A 24,398-nucleotide genomic window follows, 5' to 3' on the forward strand; every position below is an offset into this window, starting at 1 on the left:
GTATACTTTTCCTAGTATTTCCACTTTCACAGTAAATTCCATGGCGACTTGCCGCTTCGAAAAATCATTGATCATCTTGCTGCTGATACTGTTTACGGTCGGCTTAAGCTATACGGATGCACTGTGGCGCTTTGATCGATGGATTTATGATGCCCAACTAAAGCTGCTGGCTACACCGGCTTCAAAAGATATTGTCATTATCGAAGTCGATCAAAAAAGCCTGCAAAAACTGGGGCGCTGGCCTTGGCCCAGAGATATTCACGCTCGCCTTCTGGAGACGCTAACACCGGCAAAACCCAAGGCGATTGGGCTGGATTTTATTTTTTCCGAAGCGGATAGGCAACATCCTGAGTTGGACGCGCACTTAAGCCGTGCTCTAGCCAATAATGGACAGGTCGTACTGCCGGTAATTATCGAACAAAACGATAACAAGATGGTGGAAACTCTGCCCTTGCCGGACTATGCCAAACATGTAGTCCTGGGGCACGCCAATGTCGATTTGGACAAAGACGGTATCAGTAGAAGCATTTTATTGCGATTATCCTTGGGCGACTCGCAGTGGTCGGCGATGCCGCTGGCTATTTATGCGTTGAGCCATCCGGAAATACTTGCCGATTTACCGGGCTTACGGATCGAAACATCGCCAGAAAGCATACATGGCGATTATCGGGTCTGGTTGCCGTTCTTTGCGCCGGACAGTGATTTCATTAGAGTTTCTTATTTGGACGTATTATCGGGTAATGTGTCCGGACAATTATTCACCGATAAATACGTATTGGTTGGGCTCACCGCAAGCGGTATAGAACGTGACCTGCCGGCACCTCTGGCCATCGGTAGTCGGCCCATGAGCGGTGTGGATTTCGTCGCAGCCGGCTTGGATGGCCTGATTAAGCAAACGCTTTGGCAACCGCTGCCGGGCCATTGGCAATTTCTGTTAAGCCTGGTCATAGCCGGGATCGCCATCAAGATCAGCACCTGTTTTTCACTGCGCTGGCTGGCGCTGGCGGTTTCTATGCTGTCCATGGCAATTTTACTGTTTTGCTTAGTCTTACTGCATACCAGCCACTATTGGTTTGCACCGTCCGTGGCATTACTGGTGTTAATAATCAGCTATCCACTGCGCAGCTGGCGGCATTTTGAGAAACTGATCCAATCCTTATTCGCAGAACGAAAGCGCGCCTATATCACCTTAAACGCTATCGTCGATGGGGTAATCACCACCGATAACAAAGGCTCGATTGAATACATGAATGCCGCCGCTCTGGATATCATCGGCAGCAAACGTCCCAAGACTAGCAGTCAAAATATCGACGACATTTTTAGTTTGGAAATAGACGGCAAACCGCATCGAATCGCAGAATTGATACAACAAAGCGTCATCAATCAAGGACCGTTGAAAATCAGCAATACCCGCTTATCCATTTCCGACCATTATGCGATGAACGCGAATCTGACCATCGCTCCTTTGATAGGCAGTCGGGGCGCACTGATGGGCACGGTGTTGACCATCAACGATATTGGCGAGCGGATGCTCATGGCGAAAATGCTGCTGAAAAAAGCCGAAGAACAAACGGTAATGCGAGAATTGATTAACCGGACCGAACAAGTCAGCTTGGCCAAAAGCCAATTTCTGTCGCAAATGAGCCACGAATTACGCACCCCGCTAAATGCCATTATCGGTTTTGCGCAGCTGATGCAAATGGACGACCAGGAACATCCTTTGGCTGAAACTCACCTGGACTCGGTGAATGAAATACTCAAGGCCGGTCTGCACTTGCTCGGGCTGATTAACGAGCTTTTGGATCTGGCTAAAATCGAGTCCGGCAAAATCAGCGTGAATATCGGCAGCATCAATTTGGCGGAGCTGATCAAGGATTGCCAAACCCTGATCGCACCCTTGGCACAAAATAAAGGTTTGGCGCTGATTGTCGATAATTGCTTACCCGAGAACATTGAGTTGCAAGCAGACCCGAAACGCGCCAAACAAATTTTATTGAATTTTTTGTCCAACGCCGTGAAATACAATCGCCCCAACGGTTCCATCAACTTGAGCAGCAGACTGGTGGACGATAACCGGGTGAGAATTTCTATCACCGATACCGGCAACGGTCTGGCGGAGCAACAACAACAATTGTTATTCCAATCGTTTCAGCGCCTGGGTGCGGATAATACCGAAATAGAAGGCACCGGTATTGGATTGGCTATTACCAAACAACTGGCGGAATTGATGAACGGTACCGTCGGGGTTAGCAGCACACCGGGTGTGGGCAGCACGTTCTGGGTGGAATTGCTGACCCGTTAAGCCGCTGAGGTTTTTATCTAATACCGGTAACCGTTCCGTAAGCGCTAGTTTCCGATGTTGGGCGAGCGCGCAGCCTGAAGCCAGACATTGAACCGAATCCCACATAGCCACCAGGCTCCCGCCTTCGCCGGTGAGACGATATATAAAAGCGGCGTACGAATAGCCCTAAAACAAATAAGCTCTTGAATCTGACAACAATTAAATGCTGTCTATACTTACACGCTGAATTTCGATACCGCCCGCGCGGCTATTGATGTCCCAAAACACCGTTTGTAGAGGCCATTATGAAACGTCTTTTCGCCTGTTGTAGCCTGGGGTTAGCCCTTTGCATGCCGAATGAGGCATCGGCCGATGAAACAGTCATCGGCTACATCAAAACCATCAACGATCAAACGACTATTGACGAGAGTAGCGGCCCAATCAAAGCCAGCCTTGGTTCGCCAATTCATGTCGGCAACGTTATCAAAACCGACCAAAACGGCGCAGCCGGGGTAACGCTGAAAGACAATACCATTTTGTCGATTGGCCCGAATACCGAATTCAAAATAGAAGCATATCAATTCGAACCACAACAGGACAAATTGCAATTAAACGCCAGCTTATTAAAAGGCACCCTGCACTATATTTCCGGCGTCATCGCCAAACTCAAACCGGAAGCGGTAACGGTAAAAACCCCCACCGGCGTGATTGCGGTAAGAGGCACACGTTTTTTAGTCAAAGTTGAAGATTAAACTGAGTATTTGCCATGACGACAATTTCCATACCCAAAACCTTAACATTCGCAGTCGCGCTGGCTTTAAGCGGTTGCGCCAAATCTTATTTGGTCTTACTGGAAGATCACGACGGCTCAACCGGAAAAGTGATTTTCAGCGGTGCCGGCAGCGAAACCGTGGTTGAACAAGCCGGTTTTGGTGCGGCTCTGGATAACTCTAAAACCGTATTCAAAGTAGAACAAGAGAAGATCAATAAGGACTTTGGCCGAGCCTTGGCTTCCGAGCCGGTATTACCGGAAACATTTTTATTGTATTTTGAAACCGGCGGCACCAAGCTGACCGCGGATTCTGCGGCCTTGATTCCGAAGATCATCGAAGCCGCCAGCAAACATCCGGCCGCCGATATTTCAGTGATAGGCCACACCGACACCGTGGGCGATGCCGGCAAAAACGAAAAGCTGGCTAATGAGCGCGCCGTTCAGGTCAGCAAGTTATTCGATGCCGGCAAAATGGATGTCAAAGAGGTCGCCGTGACATCGCACGGCGAAAAGAATTTGTTGATCAAGACCGGCGATGAAACGTCCGAACCGCGAAACCGTCGAGTAGAAGTGACGATCCGATAATTTTCTAACCCATCAAACCGCCAACTCGAAAGCTGGCGGTTTTTTGTATTTGCTTATTCGCTGGCCAGCACTTTTGCTAATTGCGCGGCAGGCACATAGCCCGGCAGAATATTACCTTTTTGGGTGACTATCATCGGTGTGCCATTCATACCGAACGCTTCACCCAAGGCCATATGTTCATCCACTGGATTTTCACAGGTTTTCGCGTCCAGATGTTCACCCTTCTTCGCGGTGGTTAATGCTTTGTTTTTGTCGGCGGCACACCAGACTGACACTGCTTTTTTATAGGAATCCGACCCTTTGCCGGCTCTAGGGAAGAACATGTAGCGTATCGTAATGCCCTGCGCCATGTATTGATCGATTTCAGAGTGCAACTTACGGCAATAACCGCAATCGATGTCGGTAAAGATAGACACGACATGTTTGCTGGTTTCCGGTTTGAAAATAATCATTTTTTGTTCGCCGACTTTATCCAGCGAGGCTTTACGCACCTCAGCCAGCTTAGATTCGGTGATATTTTTCTTTGCTTCGGCGTCAAATAATTGCCCTTGCAGTAAATATTTACCGTCTTCGGATGAATAAAAGATATTGCCGCCCATAGACACTTCGTACAGACCTTTGACTTCCGATGGTTTCACCGAGTCAACCTGCCCGCCCGGCATAAAGTTACTCAAGGCTTTTTTTATCGCAGCTTCGTCGGCAAATAATGCTGGACTAGTCAAAGCCAGTAGCGTCAGAGCCAGCGTGTATGTGATTTTTTTCATGTAATTACCAGGGAAGATTAGAAATGAATGTGGTTGACCACAACGCGGCTGCTTTGTTCAGCGTTATTGAAATAATCTGCCTATATCTAGAAACATCGCCAAGCCCATCAGCAGCATCAACAGCAACATGCCGGCCTGTTGAAAATACAGTTGTATTCTTTCCGGAATCGGGCTGCCTTTAACGGCCTCAACGGCGAAAAACAGCAAATGACCACCATCCAACACCGGGACAGGCAGCAAATTCAACACACCGAGACTGACGCTAACCAAGCCTAGAAACTTCAGAAACGCCGTAAATCCCATTTCAGCCGATTGACCGGCATATTGAGCAATGCTGATGGGGCCGCTCAAATTCTCGACGGAAGCCGAACCTACCACCATTTTTCCCATCATTTTTAATGTGGTCACCGCGTAAAACCAAACTCGCTTTCCGGCGACCGGAACCGCATCCCAGGGAGACAAGGCATGGGTCACCATCATGGAGTCCAGCAAGTCTTTCGGCGTATCCACACCGGCGCCGATTTTGCCGACAGCCTTGCCCTCACCCTGCTGTTCGCTACGCGGCGTTATGCTTAAGGATAATGGCGCGCCGCTACGCTCCAGCAATAACTTAATTTCAACATCCGGCCGGGCCTGCACATAATCTACCCATTGTTGCCAGTCGGTAATGGCGGTGTCGTCTGCGCTGATAATTAAATCACCGCTTTGTAAACCGGCTTGTTTGGCAACCCCATCCTCAAGCAGCTTACCGATAACCGGTTTAATAGTGGGCACCCAAGGTTTCAGACCCAATCGCTTATGTAGCGTTTCCGGGGTTTGTACGTCTTGTTCGGTCAAGTGAATCAAGCGTACTTGTTGACTATCGTCTATCGCTTTAGTGACTACGCTGATTTCGGTTTTACCGTCAATCGCCGAGGTCAACAAGGTGTCCAGAGCTTCTATCCAGGTCGGCGTAGCAATATCGTCGACGCTGATTATTTCGTCGCCTGCTACAAAACCGGCCTGCTCGGCCAGAGATCCGGCCTCCACTCCACCGACGACCGGTCTAACGCCTGCTTCGCCGATGACCAACACCAACCAAAATAAAAACACGGCCAGCAGCAAATTGGCGACCGGCCCGGCGGCGACTACAGCGGTTCGGGCTAATAGCGGCTGGCGATTGAATGCGAAAGGCAAATCTTCCGGTTTAACGGCTTCTTCGCGTTCGTCGACCATTTTCACATAGCCGCCCAACGGGATGGCAGCGACGACGAATTGAGTATCGGCAGGGCTTTTTTGCCAGCTGATCAGCGGTTTGCCGAAACCGATGGAAAAACGGATAACTTTGATGCCAACCTTGCGTGCCGCCCAAAAATGGCCGTACTCATGAAACGCCACCAGTACCGCGATGGCGACGATGAAATAAAACAAGGTGTGCAAAGTATCCATCTAACTAGTGTTTGAGTTCGGCGATCACTTTATTCGCAACGTCTCTGGCCTGCTGGTCGGCTGCCAAGACGTGTTCGAGCGTATCTGCGCAATCGGCAGTAAATTGGGCCATGCTTCGCTCTATGATGCGGGCAATATCGGTAAAGCGTACCTGCTCGTTCAAAAAGGCTTCCACGGCAATCTCATTGGCGGCGTTCAAAACGGTCGGCATGATGCCGCCGGCTTTGATAGCTTCGTAGGCCAGCCGCAAACACGGGAAACGTTGCAAATCAGGTTGTTCGAAATCCATATGCTTGACTTCGAAAATATTCAGCGGCACCACACCGGAGTCAAAGCGTTCCGGCCAAGCCATGGCGTGAGCAATGGGTGTGCGCATGTCTGGGTTGCCCATTTGCGCTAACACAGAGCCGTCGACATAATCGACCATGGAATGAATGATACTTTGCGGATGAATCACTACTTGGATCGTATCCGGATCCATGTTGAACAACAGGCAGGCTTCGATTAACTCCAAACCTTTGTTCATCATCGTCGCCGAATCCACCGAAATTTTCCGGCCCATATCCCATTTCGGATGCGCGACCGCTTGTTCGGGGGTCACAGTATCCAAATCGGCAATCGGCGTTTGCCGAAACGGACCGCCGGATGCGGTCAACAAAATACGTCTGGCCTGTTTGGCAGTATGCCCGGTCGTATAGCCAGCCGGCATGCACTGAAATATTGCGTTGTGCTCGCTATCGATGGGCAGTAGCGTCGCGCCGTTTTCGGCGACGGCTTGCATAAAGATTTGCCCGGACATGACCAAGGCTTCCTTGTTAGCCAGCAACACCGTTTTACCGGCTCTCGCGGCTGCCAAGGTTGGCAACAAACCGGCCGCGCCGACGATAGCGGCCATCACTGCGTCAACATTGTCCAAGGTTGCTACTTGCGTCAAGGCGTCCGCGCCGGCTAACACCTTAATATCGGCAAGAGGCGAACCGGCGATTTTGTCCTTGAATGCTTGAGCGTTATCCGGATTGGCGACTACCGCATACTCAGGACGATGGGCCAAACATTGTTCGTACAAGGCTTCGATATTACCGTTGGCGGTTAACGCTACCACTTTATATTGGTCGGGGTGGCGCGCAACCACATCTAAGGTGCTGACGCCAATCGAGCCGGTCGCTCCGAGTATGCAAAGACCTTTCATGCGTAAAACACCCTACCAATCAATAAAATCCCTGCATAGAAAAAAGGCGCGGCAGCAATGATGCTATCCACTCTATCTAATATGCCACCGTGACCGGGTAACAAGTTACCGCTGTCTTTAACACCTTTTTTGCGTTTTATCAGACTGAAAAACAAATCGCCGTAAATTGAGATCAACACGGTCATCACCGACAATATCAACATATCGGTCCACACCAATCCATTGAGGAAGCGCAACGTTCCGGAGTCAACATCTTCTGGCTGAGTCGCGGCAATCCAACCATAAATAGTAAAACCTATGCCGCAGACAGCCGCGGAAATTAAAGCACCATACATGCCTTGAATGGTTTTACCCGGACTTATTTCTGGCGCGAGTTTATCTTTACCCCAAGTTTTACCAGCAAAAAAGGCGGAAATATCCGCGGCCCAAATCAACAGCAAAAAGTAGATCACCATGCCAGGACCGTAATACGCTCTTAATTTGCTGAGAAACATCCAGGCAGAGAGCAATACCAACCAACCGCTGAAAGTCTTGAGCCGTGCCTTGAATTCGATATTCAACAACTGCGGACCGGCTTTTCTGATCAAAACCATTGTTAGCACCCAGAACAGCACAGGAGCGATAACAAACCACTCTAAAGCATCCGAATAGTCTTTGATTTCCGGCCATTCCATCGCCTCGCTAAGCAACTCCAGCAATACCGTCCAATAAGTAACGCCCAACATCGGCACAATTAAAAACAAGAGGAAAAGTATTTTGCGGATAAGCGTGTTTACGTCAGTCAAGGCCATCCATTCGAAGGCGGCGATCAGCGTAACCACAGCGATAAATAGGGAGAAATAAAGGGCTGGCAGCAGCATAACTGCCGTGATGACCACGGTAGCCAATACTAGCGCGGTTAAGATGCGTTTTAATAACATGTGTGTGGTTTTTTAATTATTATGGTTATAGAAAAAATCCCTAGAGAACTCTGTTATCGATGACTTGTTCGCCAGTGTGCCCAAAACGTCTTTGCCGGCCTTTGAAGCTGCCGATAGCTTTTTCCAATGCTTGCTGATCGAAATCCGGCCAAAGCGCATCGGTAAAATAAAATTCGGTATAGGCCAGTTGCCACAGCAGAAAGTTACTGATCCGTTCCTCTCCGCCGGAACGAATAAACAAATCAGGCTCGGGTAACTCAGCGGTCACCAGATATTGATTGACGAGCTGTTCTGAAATGGCTTTTTCGTCGATCTCGCCCGATTTCACCCCTGCTACGATTTGCCGCAAAGCTTGGGTGATGTCCCAACGTCCGCCGTAGTTGGCAGCAATCAGCAATGTCAATCCATCGTTTTGTGCGGTCTGCCCTTCGGCTGCGGCGATTTTTTCCCGCAGTTTTTCTGGAAACGCGCTTTTATCGCCGATGATTTTCAATCTGATGTTGTTTTTGTCGAGTTTATCGACCTCGGATTGCAGCGTGTTCATGAACAGTTCCATCAACAAACTCACTTCATCTTGCGGCCTGCGCCAGTTTTCGCTGCTGAAAGCGAACAATGACAGCACTTCAATGTTCTCTTTGGCACAATACTCGACGATCTTCCTGACCGCCTTCACACCAGCGTAATGCCCCATGATTCTGGGCATCAAGCGTTTTTGCGCCCAGCGGCCATTGCCATCCATGATGATGGCAATATGCCGTGGATTGCCGTTATTTATCGCCGGTTTATCGTTGTCAGCAGCAGTCATCACGCCTCTCGATTACATGGAAAGCAAATCGGCTTCTTTTTCTTCAAGATGCTTCTCTACTTCCTTGATGTATTGATCGGTGAGCTTCTGGATCTTTTCTTCGGCTTGACGCGCGTCGTCCTCAGAAATTAATTTTTCTTTCAAAGCATCTTTGATCGCGGCATTGGCATCGCGGCGAATATTACGAATCGCTACGCGGCCTTGTTCGGCTTCATTTTTGACGATTTTAACCAAATCGCGACGCCGCTCTTCGGTCAGCGCCGGCAAAGGCAGTCTGATGACGGTACCTTGAGTGGCGGGATTTAAGCCCAAGCCGGACGACATGATGGCTTTCTCGATAGCCTGGATCATGCTCTTTTCCCAAGGCACGACTTTCAAGGTGCGCGCGTCCTCGACAGAGACGTTGGCTACCTGCGACAAGGGCGATTCGTTACCGTAATACGTGACGCTGATTTGGTCCAGCAAGCTGGGATGCGCGCGCCCGGTTCTAATTTTGGTAAATGCTTTTTGTAGGGACTCGATGCTTTTTACCATACGGCTGGCGGCATCTTGTTGAATATCGCTGATCATTCTGTTAGTTCCTCTCGATTAGGGAGCCTATATCTTCACCGCGCATCAAGCGCATAATCGCTCCCGGCTCAAATACATTCATTACCCGCATGGGCAGATTGTTATCCCTACACAAAACCAAGGCCGTGGTGTCCATGACATTCAAACGTTGGTCGATGGCTTCGTCATAGGTCAAGCGGGGATAAAATACGGCGTCAGCCACCTTGTTCGGGTCGGCAGAATAAACGCCTTTGACTTTGGTCGCCTTAATCATCAACTCGGCGTCAATTTCAATAGCACGCAAACTGGCAGCGGTATCGGTAGTAAAAAACGGATTACCGGTACCGGCAGCGAAAATAGCCACTCTACCTTTTTCCAAATGTCTGACAGCCCGGCGACGGATGTAATCTTCGCACACCTGATTGATTTTCAGAGCAGTCATGACCCGAACGGGCTGCCCGAGATACTCCAGCGCGTCCTGCATCGCCAAAGCATTAATCACCGTAGCCAACATACCCATTTGGTCGCCGGTAACCCGATTCAAGCCTTCCGATGCTTTCTCGCCGCCGCGCAAAATATTGCCGCCGCCAATCACCAAGCCGACCTGGATACCTGCATCGCACAAGTCTTTCACTTCTTGAGCCAAGCGTTGCACTATATCCGGATCGATACTGCCGCCGCGTTCGCTCGCCAGTGCTTCGCCGCTCAATTTAAGTAAAATTCTCTGACAAATCAATTGACTCATAATCAAATATCCACCGTAAACATGGGTTAAAAGCAACGAACTGATATAAATAAACCCGGCGAACCGGGTTTATTCCGAGGCGTTTAGCCTCTAACTTGTGCCATTACTTCGGCGGCAAAATCTTCTTCTTTTTTCTCAATGCCTTCGCCCACTTCGAAACGAGCAAAACGCACAACAGCATTGTCTTTGGATGCCAGCAATTTACCAACGGTAACGCTGTCGTCCTTGATGAAAGGTTGACCCAACAAAGTCACTTCCGCCAGGAATTTATTGATACGACCACCAATCATTTTTTCAACGATCTCGGCAGGCTTGCCACTTTCCAGTGCTTGCGCGGCAAAAATTTCTTTTTCCTTGGCGATGACATCGGCTGATACTTGATCATCCGATACATATTCAGGTTTAGCAGCGGCAACATGCATCGCCACGTCCTTACCCAAAGCGGGATCGTTTTTGCTTAACTCAACGATAACGCCAATTTTACTGCCGTGCAGGTAAGCCGCCTGACCACCTTCAGTGGTGGTGAATTTAACGAAACGGCGCACAGTAATGTTTTCGCCGATTTTAGCAATCAACGCACGACGGGTATCGTCAACGCTGACGCCGGTGCTCAGTACCATTGCTTGCAATTCTTCGTCGCTGTTGACATTGCTGGTCAACAAACTATTGACGACATCATTAGCAAAACCAATAAAATCATCGCCTTTGGCGACGAAATCGGTTTCGCAGTTAACGTCTACCATAACAACGGTTTTAGCGTCGTCGGAAACTTTAACACCAATAATGCCTTCCGCCGCGATACGGCCGGATTTTTTATCGGCTTTTGCCAAACCGGCTTTACGCATGTTTTCAATGGCCAGTTCCATATCGCCATTGGCTTCAACCAGGGCTTTCTTACACTCCATCATGCCTGAGCCGGTACGCTCACGCAATTCCTTGACCATCGCCGCACTAATACTCATCGTTTTTTCCTCAAATTTTATTAACTAAAAAAACGCCTCACAAAGGAGGCGTTTAAAAGACAGTCTGTTCTGAATACCAGATTCAGCGGCGCTCAACCACCTTGGCCGAGCGCGTTTAAAACTTACGCTTCCGTTACGACTTCTTCGACAAAATCGTCGGCTTTGGCTGAAGCATCCATACGCAAGGCTTTCGCTTCCAGCACGGAAGCCGAAGCACTTTGGCAATACAAAGTCACTGCGCGGATAGAATCGTCATTACCTGGGATAACGTAATCAATTTTTTCGGGCGAGTTATTGGAGTCAACCACGCCGACCACTGGAATGCCCAATTTTTTGGCTTCCATAATGGCATTTTTCTCATAACCTACGTCCAACACGAAGATAGCGTCAGGAGTGCCGCGCATATCTTTGATACCGCCCAAGCTACGCTCAAGCTTTTCCAATTCGCGCTCCATGCCCAAAGCTTCTTTTTTGCTGAAACGTTGGTACAAGGTGCCATCGGCTTTCATCGCTTCCAGTTCTTTCAAACGGTTGATGGATTTTTTGATGGTTTTGAAGTTGGTCAACATGCCGCCCAACCAACGATGGTTGACGTAGGGCATGCCACAACGTTTTGCTTCTTCGGCTACCACTTTACGCGCCGCTTTTTTGGTGCCGACAAACAGGATAGTACCCTTGTTGGCGGTCATTTGACCGAGGTAGTTCATGGCATCGTTGAACAATGGAAGCGTTTGTTCCAAGTCGATGATATGAATTTTGTTGCGGGCTCCAAACAAGTATGAAGCCATTTTCGGGTTCCAGTAACGGGTTTGATGTCCAAAGTGAACACCCGCTTCCAGCATTTGACGCATTGACACTGCTGCCATTTACTTCTCCTAAAATTGCCGAATAATTCGGCGTTGGGTTACGCCTCCACCCGCCCCGATCAGTGACCGAAAATCTGAAAAAAGACTTTCAGCACCCCACCGACCGTGTCGACAAGTGTGAGTATTGGTTACATAGTGAACTTGCCTTTATACCATGATTAGAATTTCACAACAACTTCAAGTCTGATAGACTCCTATCGGCGTTTGCCTGAGAGAGCATCTTCGTTACATAGCAAAAAAGGGCCGCACTCGCTTTTATCCTAATATTTAGCCACCTGCCGATGACTATTACCATAAAAACCGCCGAAGAAATCGACAAGATGCGCGTTGCCGGAAAACTGGCCGCCGAAGTACTTGAAATGATCGCCCCCCATGTTGTTGCCGGCATATCCACCGAAGAACTTGACCAAATCTGTCACGATTACATCGTCGATGTGCAACAAGCTATTCCAGCCCCCTTGAATTATCGCGGTTTTCCAAAATCGATTTGCACATCCATCAATCAGCAGATTTGCCATGGTATTCCCAGCGAGAAAAAGCTGAAAAATGGCGACATTGTAAATATCGATATTACGGTGATTAAAGACGGTTACCACGGCGACACCAGCAAAATGTTTTGCATTGGCGACGTCAGCCCGCACGCCAAACGCTTGGTCGACATCACCCGAGAATGCCTATTTTTGGGTATAGCGGAAGTCAAACCCAGCGCCCGCCTGGGCGATATTGGCCACGCCATACAAAAGCACGCAGAAAACAATCGTTATTCCATCGTCAGAGAGTTCTGCGGCCACGGCATAGGCAAAAAATTTCACGAAGATCCGCATGTGATGCATTTCGGCAAGCGCGGTGAAGGAGAAATACTCGAACCAGGTATGATTTTTACGATAGAGCCCATGCTCAATCAAGGCAAACGCCATATGAAAATCCTCGCCGACGGCTGGACCGCGGTAACCAAGGACCGCAGCCTGTCCGCGCAATGGGAACACACGATTTTGGTAACCGATACCGGCTACGAGATTTTGACGCTGAGACAGGAAGAGCTGTGAGCCAGGCGCTGTTCACCGAAAGCGATTTTCTCAACTGTTTCGCAGGCGACAATCCAGTCGCCAAATTCAAAAATGCGATTAACGAAGAAAATGCGCAGTTAAAAATGCGCTTTAACCCTGACCAGGCGACCGTCGGCCTGCTGACTGAGAAAGCTCGCTTTATCGACAACCTATTGACCGCCTGCTGGCTGCATTTCCTCGACGCCGCCGCCAGTCGTAACAGCCTGATCGCGACCGGGGGGTACGGCAGAGGCGAATTGTTTCCTTATTCGGATATCGATATTTTGGTGCTGCTCGGTGCCGCCAACCCGATAGACTATCAACAGCAAGTATCCGGTTTTTGCAATTTCCTATGGGATATCGGACTAAAACCGGGACTGAGCACGCGCAGCGTGCCAGAGTGCCTAGCTGTTGCTCAGGACGACCAGACCGTATTTACCAACCTGCTGGAAATGCGCCTGATTACCGGCAACGCCGAACTATTTAGCGACCTAAAGCACCAGGTAAATTCCGAAACACTCTGGCCATCGGAACAATTTTTCCCAGCCAAAATGGCTGAACAGCAAAAGCGCTACAGCAAGTTCCACGACACTGCTTACAATCTGGAGCCCAATATCAAGGAGGGTCCGGGCGGGCTCCGCGATTTGCAGGTAATTAGCTGGGTGTTCAAACGCCATTACAACGCCTCGTCTCTCAGAGAGTTGATCAAATACGGCTTTTTACCCAAATCGGAATACGACAATCTGATTACCGCTCGCGACATCCTCTGGCGCCTGCGCTTTGCGCTACACAATCTGACTAGCCGCTGCGAAGATAGATTACTATTCGATTACCAACGCGAGCTAGCCAGCCAGTTCGGTTACATAGACAAGAACGAACAACCTGACGTCGAGCAATTCATGCAGTTTTACTTCAAAACTGTCGTGGATATCGAGCGTCTGAACGAAATGCTGTTACAACTGCTGAACGAGAGACTGATCAGCAATAAGGAAAGCCTGACCCCGATTCCCATCACCGCCAATTTTTCATCGATTGATGGCTATCTGGAAGTCAGCAACAAAGATGTATTTCAAAAACAACCGCTGGCTTTGCTGGAAATTTTTTTAATCTTGCAACAATCGCCCTCTTTGAAGGGAATTCGTGCCAGCACCATCCGTTTGATTCGCAAAAATCTGCACCTGATCAATGCCGATTTCCGCACCAATAAACAGGCCAACCGCCTGTTCATGGACATTCTCAGACAGCCGCGCGGCATTACCAGCCAACTCAAGCGAATGAACCGCTATGGCGTACTCGCCGCCTATTTGCCGGATTTCGCCAATATCGTGGCGCGTATGCAGTACGACCTGTTCCACATCTATACCGTGGACGAGCACACTTTGTTTGTTATCCGTAATTTGCGACGCTTCTCGCTAGCCAAACACAATAAGGAATTGCCGTTTTGCAATAATATTTTTTTACTGATTTCAAAGCCTGACATTTTGTACATTGCCGCCATGTTTCACGATATAGCCAAGGGCAGAGGCGGAGATCATTCCACTCTCGGCGAAACCATCGCCAACAACTTTTGCCTACAACACGAACTATCAAGCCATGACACCAAACTGATCACGTGGCTGGTTCGCCAGCATTTGTTTATGTCGATGACTGCGCAACGTAAGGACATCAGCGATCCAGACGTCATCCACACTTTCGCCCTGGAAGTCGGCAGTATAGAGCGGCTAAATTATTTGTATTTGCTGACAGTGGCGGACATTCGCGCAACCAATCCCAGCTTGTGGAACGCTTGGAAAGATGTATTGCTGAAAGATTTGTATATTTCCACCCACCAAGCCTTGCACCGCGGACTACAAAATCCGATGGTCCGTTCTGAGCGGGTACTAGAAAACAAAAAAGAAGCGCGCGACGAGCTCTTGAAACTGGGCATATCCAAAACCAATATTACCCAGTCCTGGCAGCATCTCAGTGACGACTATTTTCTGCGCTATTCGGCGGACGAAATAGCCTGGCACACAATTGCGATCGCGGCTTGCCAGGAAAGCGAACTGCCGCTGGTGCTATTGCGACCGCAAACCCAGCGCGGTAGCGCGGAGATTTTCGTTTACACCCGCAACGAAGCGCAGATTTTTTCGATTTCGACCGCCACTCTGGACCATTTGGGCCTGACAATTCTGGATGCCAGAATCATCACGACTGCCGATCAATACGTACTGAACAGTTTTCAGGTTTTGGAACAATCCGGCGAAGCCATTAACGACTTGTATCGCGAAGTCCATATCTGCACCTCGCTACGCCAAGGCTTAATCGCCAAAAAAGTGAAAGCGTCAAAGAATATCCACAAGCAGTCCCGTCAGGCCCGACACTTTCCGATAGAAACCAGCATCACCTTTCTGGAAGATCCGTCGCATAAGCACACCGTTATCGAATTAGTTACCACGGATCGCGCCGGCTTGCTGTCTACCATAGGCAAGGCGTTTACGGAGCTGGACATCCAACTGCATGATGCAAAAATCACCACGATAGGCAGTCGCGCGGAAGACATGTTCTACATCAGCGACCAGCAATCAATGCCGATCACCGACGAGGACAAAAAAGCCCAAATACGCACCACCATGTTGCGATATTTGAGTCTGAAAAGCTAAAATCTTATCTGACTAACAAACGTTCACCGCGGGCTAATTTCGGCAGACGACCTTCCAGCCCCATCGCAGCCTTCATCGCTTTGTTACGGGCGGGAGTGATGCGTTGGGCCAAACCCAGACCAAGATTTCTTAACAGTTTAATCGGCAAAATGTCGTTACTAAATGACCGATAAAACACATCCATTAAGGTCATCATTTTCAGATTCTCGTTGCGGCGCATGGATTCGTAGCGTTGTAACACCGCCAAGTCGGCTATGCTCTTACCACGTTTATGGGCGTCCACCAGAGTTTCAGCCAGAGCCGCGGCATCCAGCAAACCGATATTGACGCCCTGCCCGGCCAATGGATTAATCATGTGCGCTGCATCGCCCACCAAGGCCACGCCTTGCTTCACGTAGCTTTGCGCATGCTGCCGCTTCAGTGGAAAACTCGCCACACCCAACACCTGCTTCACCTCGCCCAGACAATTGGGAAATGCCGCTACCAGCTCATCTCGCAATTGCTCGTAAGACAAGGCTTGTAAACGTCGAACTTCATCAGGCGATTGATACCACACGATGGAACCGTAATTGTCTGTCAACGGCAAAAAGGCTTGCGGACCGCTGGATACAAAACGCTGCCAGGTTATGTCCTGCTGTGGATAGGCGGTTTCAATATAAATCACCAAGGCATGCTGATTGTAATCCCAACTGGTCACACCCAAGCCTACCGCCTGCCTCACTCGCGACTGCCCGCCATCCGCCGCAACCAGCAACTTTGCCTGAAGCACGCGACCGTCCGCTAATACCAACTCCGATTCGTGACCGTCGTAATTTATCTTGGCGATGGTTTGCGGCATCAGTAATTCAATATTGTCAAAACTTGGCAGTCTATCCAGTAATGCCAGCTGAGTGATGCGATTTTCGACGATATAGCCCAGCTCTGGATAGCGAATGTCATCGCTGTTAAAGGTGGTATCGCCGGCCGTTTCCCAAACCCGCATGCGTTTGAACGGGCAATAGCGCCGTGACGTTACACCTTCCCAAGCGCCGACGGCTTCCAGAATGTTTTTCGAGGCGATACTTAAGGCTGAAACCCTTAAATCATGCGGCTGTGCACTGGAAAAAGCTTCTGGAACCTGCGCTTCTATCACAGCTACTTTTAACTCGCTACCACCCAGGCAACAAGCCACGGCGGCACCCACCATCCCCCCGCCGACTATCACCACATCAAATTGTTCTTTCATATTTCTTCACAAAGTTTTAAAACTAAAGGCCAGACGAGAGAACAAAGACGCCATCGGCTTTACGGAATGACAGGGGCGGTGCCACATGGTATGATTACAAAGTTTCGCCAACTGAAATTCCGAAGTTATTTAGGGGTTCTCGCCGCATGGGACGACTCTAACACGCAGCAGGCAGAAAAACCATAAACGGCACTATCGGTAAGGAAAATACCGGCTAGCGCATTTAATCAGTAAGAGAGGATCTGGATAGCAATGATTAAAAACGCCCAGAAAATTAACGCAATACACATGCTTTACGACGCTGATCTTTCACAGGACAGCTGCGGTGTCGGATTTATCACCCGCAAGGACAGCAAACAGACCCACGAGCTCCTAGTCAAGTCGCATGAAGCCTTGTGTACGATTCCGCATCGCGGCGGCATGAGCGCGGAAGGAATAGGCGACGGGGCCGGCGTTAATATCGATTTGTCTCTGACGTTTTTCCGCAAGGTTACTGGGAACAATGGCCTGGAGCTGGGACAATTCGGCGTAGCCAATTTTTTCTTCCCGGAAGACCACGCGCATTACGATTCAGAAGCACAGAAGCTGGTTGAAGAACAGCTTCTGGAATTCGATCTGCCCATCATCAAATGGCGGGAAGTCCCGGTTGATAACTCGGCACTCAATGCGGCAGCCTTGAAAGCGCAATTGCCGATTAAACAAGTCATTTTCGGTCGCCCGAAATCCCTGAAGGATGCCAGTCACGAGGCTTTTGAAAGACATATTCAGTCTGCGCTGTTGACGATAGAAGCCAACGGCTTCACTCGCCCGGAACTGAAAGGTTTTTATCCGTTGTCGATGAGTTCCCGCACCCAGGTTTATAAAGGCCGCCTGAACTCATTCGAAGTCATCCCCTACTTTGTCGACTTGTACGACGCCGACCACGAAATCAGCACACTGTTCTTCCATACCCGTTTTTCCACTAACACCGCGCCGGCGACGATGATGGCCCAGCCGTTTCGTTACATGGCGCATAACGGCGAGTTGAACACCGACAAGAAAAACCGTCTCAGCGAAAACGCCATTGCTCGGCAGAACAACAAACATGTCGTGTTTCCTTGCGGCCAATCGGATTCCGGTCGCCTGGATCAAACCCTGACCCGCCGGATCAACGAAGATCAGCTGGATATCGTCACCGCCATTTTGGCAATGATGCCGCCAGCTTGGGAAAACGATACAACCTTATCGGCAGACGTGCGCGCCATGCTGGAATATTTCAGCCTATACGAAGAAAAAAACGACGGCCCGGCGGCGTTAATCTTCAATGACGGCATTCGCGTCGGCGCGCGCTTGGACCGCCTGGGCTTAAGACCATTGCGCTCAGTAGAAACCGCAGAGTACCTGGCGGTGATGTCCGAAGCAGGCCAGATCGATTTCCCACCCGAAAAAGTGCTAAGACGTGGCCGCATCGAGGCTGGCGGCATGTTGTATTTCGACCATAACACCGGTGAGTCTTACAACAGCCATCAAGTCATGGAGCGCTTAGCCAAGGAAAGAGACTATAAAGCGCTGCTGAAACAAAGTTGCATTCATATCAACGAATTGCCCAAAGTAGAGCTTACGGAACTCAACAACGAGCATGAGCTGAATATCGACCAACGTCACACTGCTTATTCGCTGAACCAGGAAAGTTTTAAGTTTTTGCTGGACCCTATCCTGCAAACCGGCTTGGAAAAAGTCTCGGCGATGGGATATGGCCTGACGCCGAACGCTTTGAGCGCCTCCGAAGGCGGTATGTCGCGTTATTTCAGCCAACGCTTCGCTCAAGTTACCAATCCGCCGTTGGACTCCCTGCGCGAAAGCGACGGCATGACCTTGCGCGTGGCCTTGGGAGCCAAACCGACTTTTGCACCGCAGAACAGCAAACAGCTGATCATCGAATCACCGATCCTGCAACGCACTCATTTGGAACAGATTCGCAGACAAAGCCAAGTAAAAACCGCAACTATCGCGGCGATATACACGCCGAACTTTGAAAACGCCGCGCAAAATGAACTGGCATTGGAGCAAGCCTTGCAATCGGTCTGCGCACAAGTCGAACAAGCCGCGAGAGGCAATACCGGCATCATCATTTTAAGCGACGCCAACATCAGCAAAGCCCAAGCCGCTATCCCGGCGCTGTTGACTATTGCCGCAGCTAACCAACATCTGGTCAAGCATGGCTTGCGCTTCAACAGCTCCCTGATCATGGAAACCGGCCAGGCAGCCAGCCCGCACGACGTGGCCACCATTCTGGGTTTCGGCGCATCCGCCATCTGCCCGCTCAGTGTCCATAACCGGGTAACAACCGAATACGCCGATCCGGCAGCCCAGCAAAAAGCGCTTTACAGCTTTCAAAAAGGTGTCGAAAAATCGCTGATGAAAACCATGGGCAAATTCGGCCTGTGTACCGCTGAAAGCTATATCGGCGGCGAGTTTTTCGAATCCAATTACCTGGATACCGACGAACCGAAATTAAAACCGTATTTCCCCAACATCAATGCTTCCGTGGGCGGGGTGCGTTACAGTGACATCGCCGCCAGCGCAACGGAATGGCACCATAAGGCGCTATCCGTAAAAAGCGAAAACGATATTCCGTTTCTGGGCCTGTTCAAAGAGCGTAACGAAGGTGCCGGCCACACGTTTGGCAACACGGCGGTGCGCGAATATATCAACATGACCGATGAAGCGATCATGTATATAGCGCTACAACAAGCGCCGGAAGCCAGCGATACGGCGTATTTGGATTTCGGCTATGAGAAACGCACACCGGCGCAAATCGACGCTTTCGGTATTACTCCGGCTTATCGCAGCTTTACCCACAATCTGGCTCAGGAGCGCGCCAACCGTCCCGCTGCGCTTCGCGATGTAATGGAGTTTCCGGCCGACGTCAGCGACGCTAACAGCAAAGCCGATTTTGATCGCCTTTTGGGCAGCCAGGATTTGCACGGTAACAATAATTACCTGATCCGCGGCCTACAGGTCGAGAAAAGCAACGGCGTCGTATTTAGCATTCGGTTTACCGAGAATTCAAGCAAAGCGCGTCTGGAACAGCTAGCCGAACACCTAAAAGGTCGCTTTGCCGGTAACGATTTCGGTTTAACCCTGGAAAACGACAGTATCAGTCTGCGGGCGAACGACAGCGACAGTCTGATTTACAACTATCTTAGCAACGTGCGCCCTGCCCGCTCGCGGATAGCGCTGGACCTAGTTCAACCCGCCCATGAAATCACTCCGACTTTCGCATCCGGTGCGATGAGCCATGGAGCTCTGCTGGCCGAAGCTCACGAGGCAGTGGCGCAAGGCACCAACATTGCCGGCGGCATGAGTAACTCCGGCGAAGGTGGCGAACATTCCAGCCGTTTCGGCACGATTCGCTCCAGCAAAATCAAACAGTTCGCTTCCGGTCGCTTCGGCGTTTGGGCCGGCTATTTGGCTGATCCGAATCTGGAGGAAATCGAAATTAAAATCGGCCAAGGCGCCAAGCCCGGCGAAGGCGGCCAATTACCGGCACCTAAAGTCTCGGTCGAAATCGCCGCGCTACGTGGCGGCACGCCCAAAGTAGAATTGGTCAGCCCACCTCCGCATCACGATACCTATTCCATCGAAGACTTGGGCCAATTGATCCATGACGCCAAGGCAGCCCGCGTCCGCGTGGTGGTAAAACTGGTTTCCTCGGAAGGCATAGGCACCATCGCAGTTGGTGTTGCCAAAGCCGGCGCCGATGTAATCAACGTCGCCGGCAACACCGGCGGTACTGGCGCGGCAGCCGTCACCAGCCTGAAAAACACCGGCCGTTCGCCGGAAATCGGTATCGCCGAGGTGCATCAAGCGCTGGCGGCTAACGGTTTGCGCGATAAAGTCATTTTACGTTGCAGTGCGGCCCACCAGAACGGAGCCGACGTGGTGAAATCTGCCATTCTGGGCGGCGACTCCTTCGAATTCGGTACCACCGCGCTGATGATGCTGCGCTGCGTGATGGCGAAAAACTGCAACATCCGCTGCCCCGCCGGGTTGACCACCGCCCACGAAGAATTCAAAGGTGATCCGCGCGTATTGGCACAATTTTTTATGAACCTGGCCCACGAAGTGCGCGAAATCCTGGCTGACTTGGGTTACACCAGTTTGCAGGAAATTCGCGGTAAAACCGAGTTGCTGCATCTGATCGACCATCCGAGCATGGTCGGCCAAATTCACTTGCAAAAACTGCTGGCGGAAGTACCGGTCATTAAAATTGAGAAACCGATTTACTTGGAAAAAGACTTTGCGATCGACGATTTGATCTTTGCCCACGTCAAATCGGCGCTGTTCGAAAAAGGTCAAAAGCAAGTGATCGTCGAAGGCGACGAGTTCAAACTGAACAACCGCAACAAAACCGTCGGCGGTCAAACCGCAGTCGATCTCGAGCGCTTGTTGGCTTATGAACTCAGCCCAGAGCAAGTCGCTAAGTCGAACATCATCTATACCAACCAACACGGCCGCCGCTACTTAGCCGACAATACCATTATCGTCCGCACCCATGGTTCGGCAGGTCAAAGTTACGCCGCGTTCAACAACGACGGCATGCGCATGGAACACACCGGCACCTGCAACGACGGCGTCGGCAAAACCGCTTGCGGCGGTACCATCGTTATCAAATCGCCTGGCGGCGGCTCAAAACTGCCTGGCGAGAATGTGTTGATAGGTAACTTTGCACTATTCGGTGCGTCCGGCGGCAAAACCTTTATCAATGGCGAGGCCGGCGACCGCTTTGCGGTACGTAACTCCGGTGCTATGGCGGTAGTCGAAGGCGTAGGTGACTTTGCCTGCGAATACATGATTAACGGCGCCGTATTGAATCTGGGCGGTTTTGGTAAAGGCTTCTGCACCGGCATGTCGGGCGGCAACGCTTATCAGTACGACCCGGACAATCGCTTACACGATTTGTATGACGACACCTCGGTATCCATACATAGTTTGACCGATGACAACGATGTAGCAAGTAGTCATGAGCAATTCATTTTGTACATGCTGGAGCAACATGTTGAACATACCGACTCGGAAAAAGCCAAGGCCATTCTGGCGAATTGGGCCAACGAGCGTCAGAACTTCAAATTTGCCTTGCCGCTCTGGCTGAACCGCACGCAAACCGCTGAATACCTGAGTAAAGCTTTGGATCGCAAAGCTATGATCGAAGAATTGTCTGTGGCATTTGCACAAAAACAAATCGAGCAAATCAAACAGGCTTACAAACACAACACACCGTTGTTCGATGGCGCCATTCCGGGTTACGGCGAAACCGACACCGATCTTACCTTAAAGCTGATCAACAGCTATGCGGTGATCGATAAAGCGCAGCAAATAGCCCGCGATCAACTGAATAAAGCCGGCCAACCGGCTACCGAAACGTCAGTTGATAAACATGCTTACAAATTAGTCATGGAGCGTCCACGCAAGCTGCAAGACGCGCTGATTAAAAATATCCGCGAAGCTTACAGCCAATACGATGACGGGCAACTAGCGGCGTTGATGGCGGAAAAACGCCTGAACGATTATAAAACCACGCTGATGCTGCGCGACGTCCAAAGCATTTATTCGATAGGCTCAACAGCCTGGATCATCGAACAGGATAGATTCAATCGTGTCGCTTTGGCCGGCCTGCCGTCCATCGATAAAAATCTAGCGAGTTTGGAAAGCCTGTCTATCGTTAAAGACATGCTGGAAAGCGCGTCCGCCTAAACCAATGTAGGGTGCATGCCACGCACCCTCCACGCCGCGATTGGCAAGAACCAAATACAGTGACTGGACAGCCTGACACCTGTCCACAGATGGTAATGAAATGAAAGCACCTTTTATCCCTCAAAACGCTCCTTACAGTGACACCCAACGCGCCTGGCTAGGCGGTTTTTTCGCCGGCATGCACAGCCACATGCTGCATAGCGCCGGTAGCGCCAATCAAGCCGACGCCCGCACTTTGCACATCCTTTACGGCACCCAGACCGGTAACTCCGAGTCGCTAGCCAACGACGCCGCCAACGCGGCTAAAAAGCATGGTTTGCAACCTGTCGTTAAAAGCATGGATGAAGTTGAGATCGGCCAATTGCCGCAAATGCAGTACTTGCTGATCATTACCAGCACATACGGCGAAGGTGCGATGCCGGACAACGCCGAAATGCTGTGGGAAGCCGCGAATAGCGATGCGGCCCCGCGCCTGGACAACGTCAATTATTCGGTACTGGCCCTGGGTGACACCAGCTACGACCTGTTCTGCCAGGCCGGCATAGACTGGGATAACAAATTGGCTGCTCTGGGCGCCAAACGTCTGTTCGACCGTGTCGATTGCGATGTGGATTTCGAAGGCCCGGCGGAAAAATGGCTGAGCGAAGTGATTCCGTTGATGGCGGAAGGTGCCAGCACGATTGCGGTTGTCGATACCGAAACCCAACCTGCCAAATCGGTCTACAACCGCAAAAATCCGTTTCCGGCAAAAATGCGCGTCAACCGCATCGTCACGGCATTGGATTCGTCGAAAGAAACCCGCCATTACGAAATTTCGATCAATGGCTCCGGCCTTAGCTACGAAGCTGGCGATGCCTTGTGCGTGATTCCGAGTAACTGCCCGGAACTGGTCGCTCAAATCGTTAAAGCCATCGGTTGCACCGGTGCGGAAGATGAACCGGTCAATGGTGAGTTGATGAAGCTGTCGGATGCGTTGCGCACACATTTCGAGATCAAATTACCCAGCAAAGAACTGATTGAAGAAATCGCCAGCCGTTCCGGCGATCAAGAGTTAAACGCATTATTGCTGTCCGGCGACAAGGAAAAACTGTCCGATTACCTGTGGGGCCGCGACATACTCGATCTGCTGTTGCAATTCCCCGGCGTGGAATTTTCGGCCGCCGAATTTTTGCGTTTATTAAAACCGTTGCAACATCGCGCTTACTCCATCTCCTCCAGCGGCAAGAAACATCCGGACAGCGTGCATCTGACAGTCGCCAGCGTGCGCTACGACGCGCATGGCCGCCAGCACAAAGGCGTTTGCTCCACTTATCTGGCGGATTTGGTGAATGAAGAAACCGATGTACGGATATTCTTCACCCCCAACAACAACTTCCGCGTGCCGGCCGATGATAGCCTGCCCATGATTATGGTTGGACCCGGCACCGGTATCGCCCCGTTCCGCGCTTTTCTGCAAGAACGGGAATTCCGCAAAGCCTCCGGCAAAAACTGGCTGTTTTTCGGTGACCGCAACGCCTCGACCGATTTTATCTACCGCGAGGAAATCGAAGCGATGCAATCCAGCGGCTTGCTGACCAAGCTGGATTTAGCGTTCTCACGCGACCAAGCGGAAAAAATTTATGTGCAGGATCGCATGAAAGAGCATGGTGCCGAACTCTATGCCTGGCTGGAACAAGGCGGCTACTTCTTCGTTTGCGGCGACGCTTACCGGATGGCCAAAGACGTCGATCAAGCCCTGCACGATGTGATCCGCGAGCACGGCAAAAAATCCCTAATTGAGGCGGTTGATTACGTCAACCAATTGAAAAAAGATAAACGCTACGTCAGAGACGTTTATTGATCGGAGATCGGTTCACGGGCTCACCTCAGTCAACCCGTGAACC

At 50.5% G+C, this 24,398-nt stretch carries 17 protein-coding genes; 7 read left to right on the forward strand and 10 right to left on the reverse strand.

What is annotated here, in order from left to right:
- Positions 1–40 precede the first annotated feature (40 nt).
- The 3 genes from ACMXD4_RS12920 (at position 41) to ACMXD4_RS12930 (ending at position 3,638) form a co-directional block, all read left to right on the forward strand.
- Positions 41–2,302 (forward strand): CHASE2 domain-containing protein, encoded by a 2,262-nt coding sequence (locus tag ACMXD4_RS12920; protein ID WP_415878338.1) that lies wholly within the window; start codon positions 41–43, stop codon positions 2,300–2,302.
- Positions 2,303–2,586: 284 nt separating this feature from the next.
- Positions 2,587–3,033, forward strand: coding sequence for a FecR domain-containing protein (locus ACMXD4_RS12925; protein WP_415878339.1), 447 nt, complete (start codon positions 2,587–2,589; stop codon positions 3,031–3,033).
- Between the two features lie 14 nt (positions 3,034–3,047).
- Positions 3,048–3,638, forward strand: a complete 591-nt coding sequence (locus tag ACMXD4_RS12930) for an OmpA family protein (RefSeq protein WP_051670395.1) — start codon at positions 3,048–3,050, stop codon at positions 3,636–3,638.
- A gap of 53 nt (positions 3,639–3,691) precedes the next feature.
- Here the strand turns inward: ACMXD4_RS12930 and ACMXD4_RS12935 are convergent, their stop codons facing one another.
- From ACMXD4_RS12935 to rpsB, 9 genes are all read right to left on the reverse strand, one after another.
- Positions 3,692–4,402: a DsbC family protein gene (locus ACMXD4_RS12935; protein WP_415878340.1), complete on the reverse strand. Its 711-nt coding sequence runs from the start codon at positions 4,400–4,402 to the stop codon at positions 3,692–3,694.
- A gap of 63 nt (positions 4,403–4,465) precedes the next feature.
- The gene (gene rseP, locus ACMXD4_RS12940; RefSeq protein WP_415878341.1) at positions 4,466–5,830 is read right to left on the reverse strand and encodes an RIP metalloprotease RseP; all 1,365 of its coding nucleotides are present in this window, start codon (positions 5,828–5,830) and stop codon (positions 4,466–4,468) included.
- 4 nt (positions 5,831–5,834) lie between these two features.
- Entirely contained in the window at positions 5,835–7,019 is a 1,185-nt protein-coding gene (gene ispC / locus ACMXD4_RS12945) for a 1-deoxy-D-xylulose-5-phosphate reductoisomerase (RefSeq protein ID WP_415878342.1), read from the reverse strand.
- Positions 7,016–7,939, reverse strand: a complete 924-nt coding sequence (locus ACMXD4_RS12950; protein ID WP_415878343.1) for a phosphatidate cytidylyltransferase — start codon at positions 7,937–7,939, stop codon at positions 7,016–7,018. The genes ispC and ACMXD4_RS12950 overlap by 4 nt, the downstream gene beginning before the upstream one ends.
- 40 nt (positions 7,940–7,979) lie before the next feature.
- Entirely contained in the window at positions 7,980–8,744 is a 765-nt protein-coding gene (locus ACMXD4_RS12955) for an isoprenyl transferase (RefSeq protein WP_415878344.1), read from the reverse strand.
- Positions 8,745–8,756: 12 nt separating this feature from the next.
- Positions 8,757–9,314, reverse strand: a complete 558-nt coding sequence (frr, locus tag ACMXD4_RS12960; RefSeq protein WP_020481855.1) for a ribosome recycling factor — start codon at positions 9,312–9,314, stop codon at positions 8,757–8,759.
- 4 nt (positions 9,315–9,318) lie between these two features.
- The gene (pyrH, locus tag ACMXD4_RS12965; protein WP_020481856.1) at positions 9,319–10,038 is read right to left on the reverse strand and encodes a UMP kinase; all 720 of its coding nucleotides are present in this window, start codon (positions 10,036–10,038) and stop codon (positions 9,319–9,321) included.
- Between the two features lie 83 nt (positions 10,039–10,121).
- The gene (gene tsf, locus ACMXD4_RS12970; RefSeq protein WP_415878345.1) at positions 10,122–11,000 is read right to left on the reverse strand and encodes a translation elongation factor Ts; all 879 of its coding nucleotides are present in this window, start codon (positions 10,998–11,000) and stop codon (positions 10,122–10,124) included.
- A gap of 122 nt (positions 11,001–11,122) precedes the next feature.
- On the reverse strand, positions 11,123–11,866 hold the full coding sequence (gene rpsB / locus ACMXD4_RS12975; protein ID WP_020481858.1) for a 30S ribosomal protein S2: 744 nt from the start codon (positions 11,864–11,866) through the stop codon (positions 11,123–11,125).
- Between the two features lie 281 nt (positions 11,867–12,147).
- Between rpsB and map the strand changes: the two genes are divergently transcribed.
- Both map and glnD read left to right on the forward strand, forming a co-directional pair.
- Complete coding sequence (gene map / locus ACMXD4_RS12980; protein WP_415878346.1) at positions 12,148–12,912, forward strand: type I methionyl aminopeptidase; 765 nt, start codon at positions 12,148–12,150, stop codon at positions 12,910–12,912.
- Positions 12,909–15,554, forward strand: coding sequence for a [protein-PII] uridylyltransferase (gene glnD / locus ACMXD4_RS12985; protein WP_415878347.1), 2,646 nt, complete (start codon positions 12,909–12,911; stop codon positions 15,552–15,554). Before map ends, glnD begins: the two co-directional genes overlap by 4 nt.
- A 4-nt stretch (positions 15,555–15,558) precedes the next feature.
- Here the strand turns inward: glnD and ACMXD4_RS12990 are convergent, their stop codons facing one another.
- Entirely contained in the window at positions 15,559–16,779 is a 1,221-nt protein-coding gene (locus tag ACMXD4_RS12990) for an FAD-dependent monooxygenase (RefSeq protein ID WP_415878348.1), read from the reverse strand.
- 252 nt (positions 16,780–17,031) lie between these two features.
- Between ACMXD4_RS12990 and ACMXD4_RS12995 the strand changes: the two genes are divergently transcribed.
- A complete protein-coding gene (locus ACMXD4_RS12995) occupies positions 17,032–22,515 on the forward strand; it encodes a glutamate synthase-related protein (RefSeq protein ID WP_415878349.1) in 5,484 nt (1,827 codons plus the stop codon).
- A gap of 100 nt (positions 22,516–22,615) precedes the next feature.
- Positions 22,616–24,355: a sulfite reductase subunit alpha gene (locus tag ACMXD4_RS13000; RefSeq protein WP_415878350.1), complete on the forward strand. Its 1,740-nt coding sequence runs from the start codon at positions 22,616–22,618 to the stop codon at positions 24,353–24,355.
- Positions 24,356–24,398 lie beyond the last annotated feature (43 nt).

The organism is Methylomonas sp. TEB (assembly GCF_047777895.1).
In the GTDB taxonomy this organism is placed as follows: domain Bacteria; phylum Pseudomonadota; class Gammaproteobacteria; order Methylococcales; family Methylomonadaceae; genus Methylomonas.

Excerpts from the sequence above, each read along its gene's own strand:
- ACMXD4_RS12920 (WP_415878338.1), top strand. The coding sequence starts at position 41 with ATGGCGACTTGCCGCTTCGAAAAATCATTGATCATCTTGCTGCTGATA.
- ACMXD4_RS12925 (WP_415878339.1), top strand. The coding sequence starts at position 2,587 with ATGAAACGTCTTTTCGCCTGTTGTAGCCTGGGGTTAGCCCTTTGCATG.
- ACMXD4_RS12930 (WP_051670395.1), top strand. The coding sequence starts at position 3,048 with ATGACGACAATTTCCATACCCAAAACCTTAACATTCGCAGTCGCGCTG.
- ACMXD4_RS12935 (WP_415878340.1), bottom strand. The coding sequence starts at position 4,402 with ATGAAAAAAATCACATACACGCTGGCTCTGACGCTACTGGCTTTGACT.
- rseP (WP_415878341.1), bottom strand. The coding sequence starts at position 5,830 with ATGGATACTTTGCACACCTTGTTTTATTTCATCGTCGCCATCGCGGTA.
- ispC (WP_415878342.1), bottom strand. The coding sequence starts at position 7,019 with ATGAAAGGTCTTTGCATACTCGGAGCGACCGGCTCGATTGGCGTCAGC.
- ACMXD4_RS12950 (WP_415878343.1), bottom strand. The coding sequence starts at position 7,939 with ATGTTATTAAAACGCATCTTAACCGCGCTAGTATTGGCTACCGTGGTC.
- ACMXD4_RS12955 (WP_415878344.1), bottom strand. The coding sequence starts at position 8,744 with ATGACTGCTGCTGACAACGATAAACCGGCGATAAATAACGGCAATCCA.
- frr (WP_020481855.1), bottom strand. The coding sequence starts at position 9,314 with ATGATCAGCGATATTCAACAAGATGCCGCCAGCCGTATGGTAAAAAGC.
- pyrH (WP_020481856.1), bottom strand. The coding sequence starts at position 10,038 with ATGAGTCAATTGATTTGTCAGAGAATTTTACTTAAATTGAGCGGCGAA.
- tsf (WP_415878345.1), bottom strand. The coding sequence starts at position 11,000 with ATGAGTATTAGTGCGGCGATGGTCAAGGAATTGCGTGAGCGTACCGGC.
- rpsB (WP_020481858.1), bottom strand. The coding sequence starts at position 11,866 with ATGGCAGCAGTGTCAATGCGTCAAATGCTGGAAGCGGGTGTTCACTTT.
- map (WP_415878346.1), top strand. The coding sequence starts at position 12,148 with ATGACTATTACCATAAAAACCGCCGAAGAAATCGACAAGATGCGCGTT.
- ACMXD4_RS12990 (WP_415878348.1), bottom strand. The coding sequence starts at position 16,779 with ATGAAAGAACAATTTGATGTGGTGATAGTCGGCGGGGGGATGGTGGGT.
- ACMXD4_RS12995 (WP_415878349.1), top strand. The coding sequence starts at position 17,032 with ATGATTAAAAACGCCCAGAAAATTAACGCAATACACATGCTTTACGAC.
- ACMXD4_RS13000 (WP_415878350.1), top strand. The coding sequence starts at position 22,616 with ATGAAAGCACCTTTTATCCCTCAAAACGCTCCTTACAGTGACACCCAA.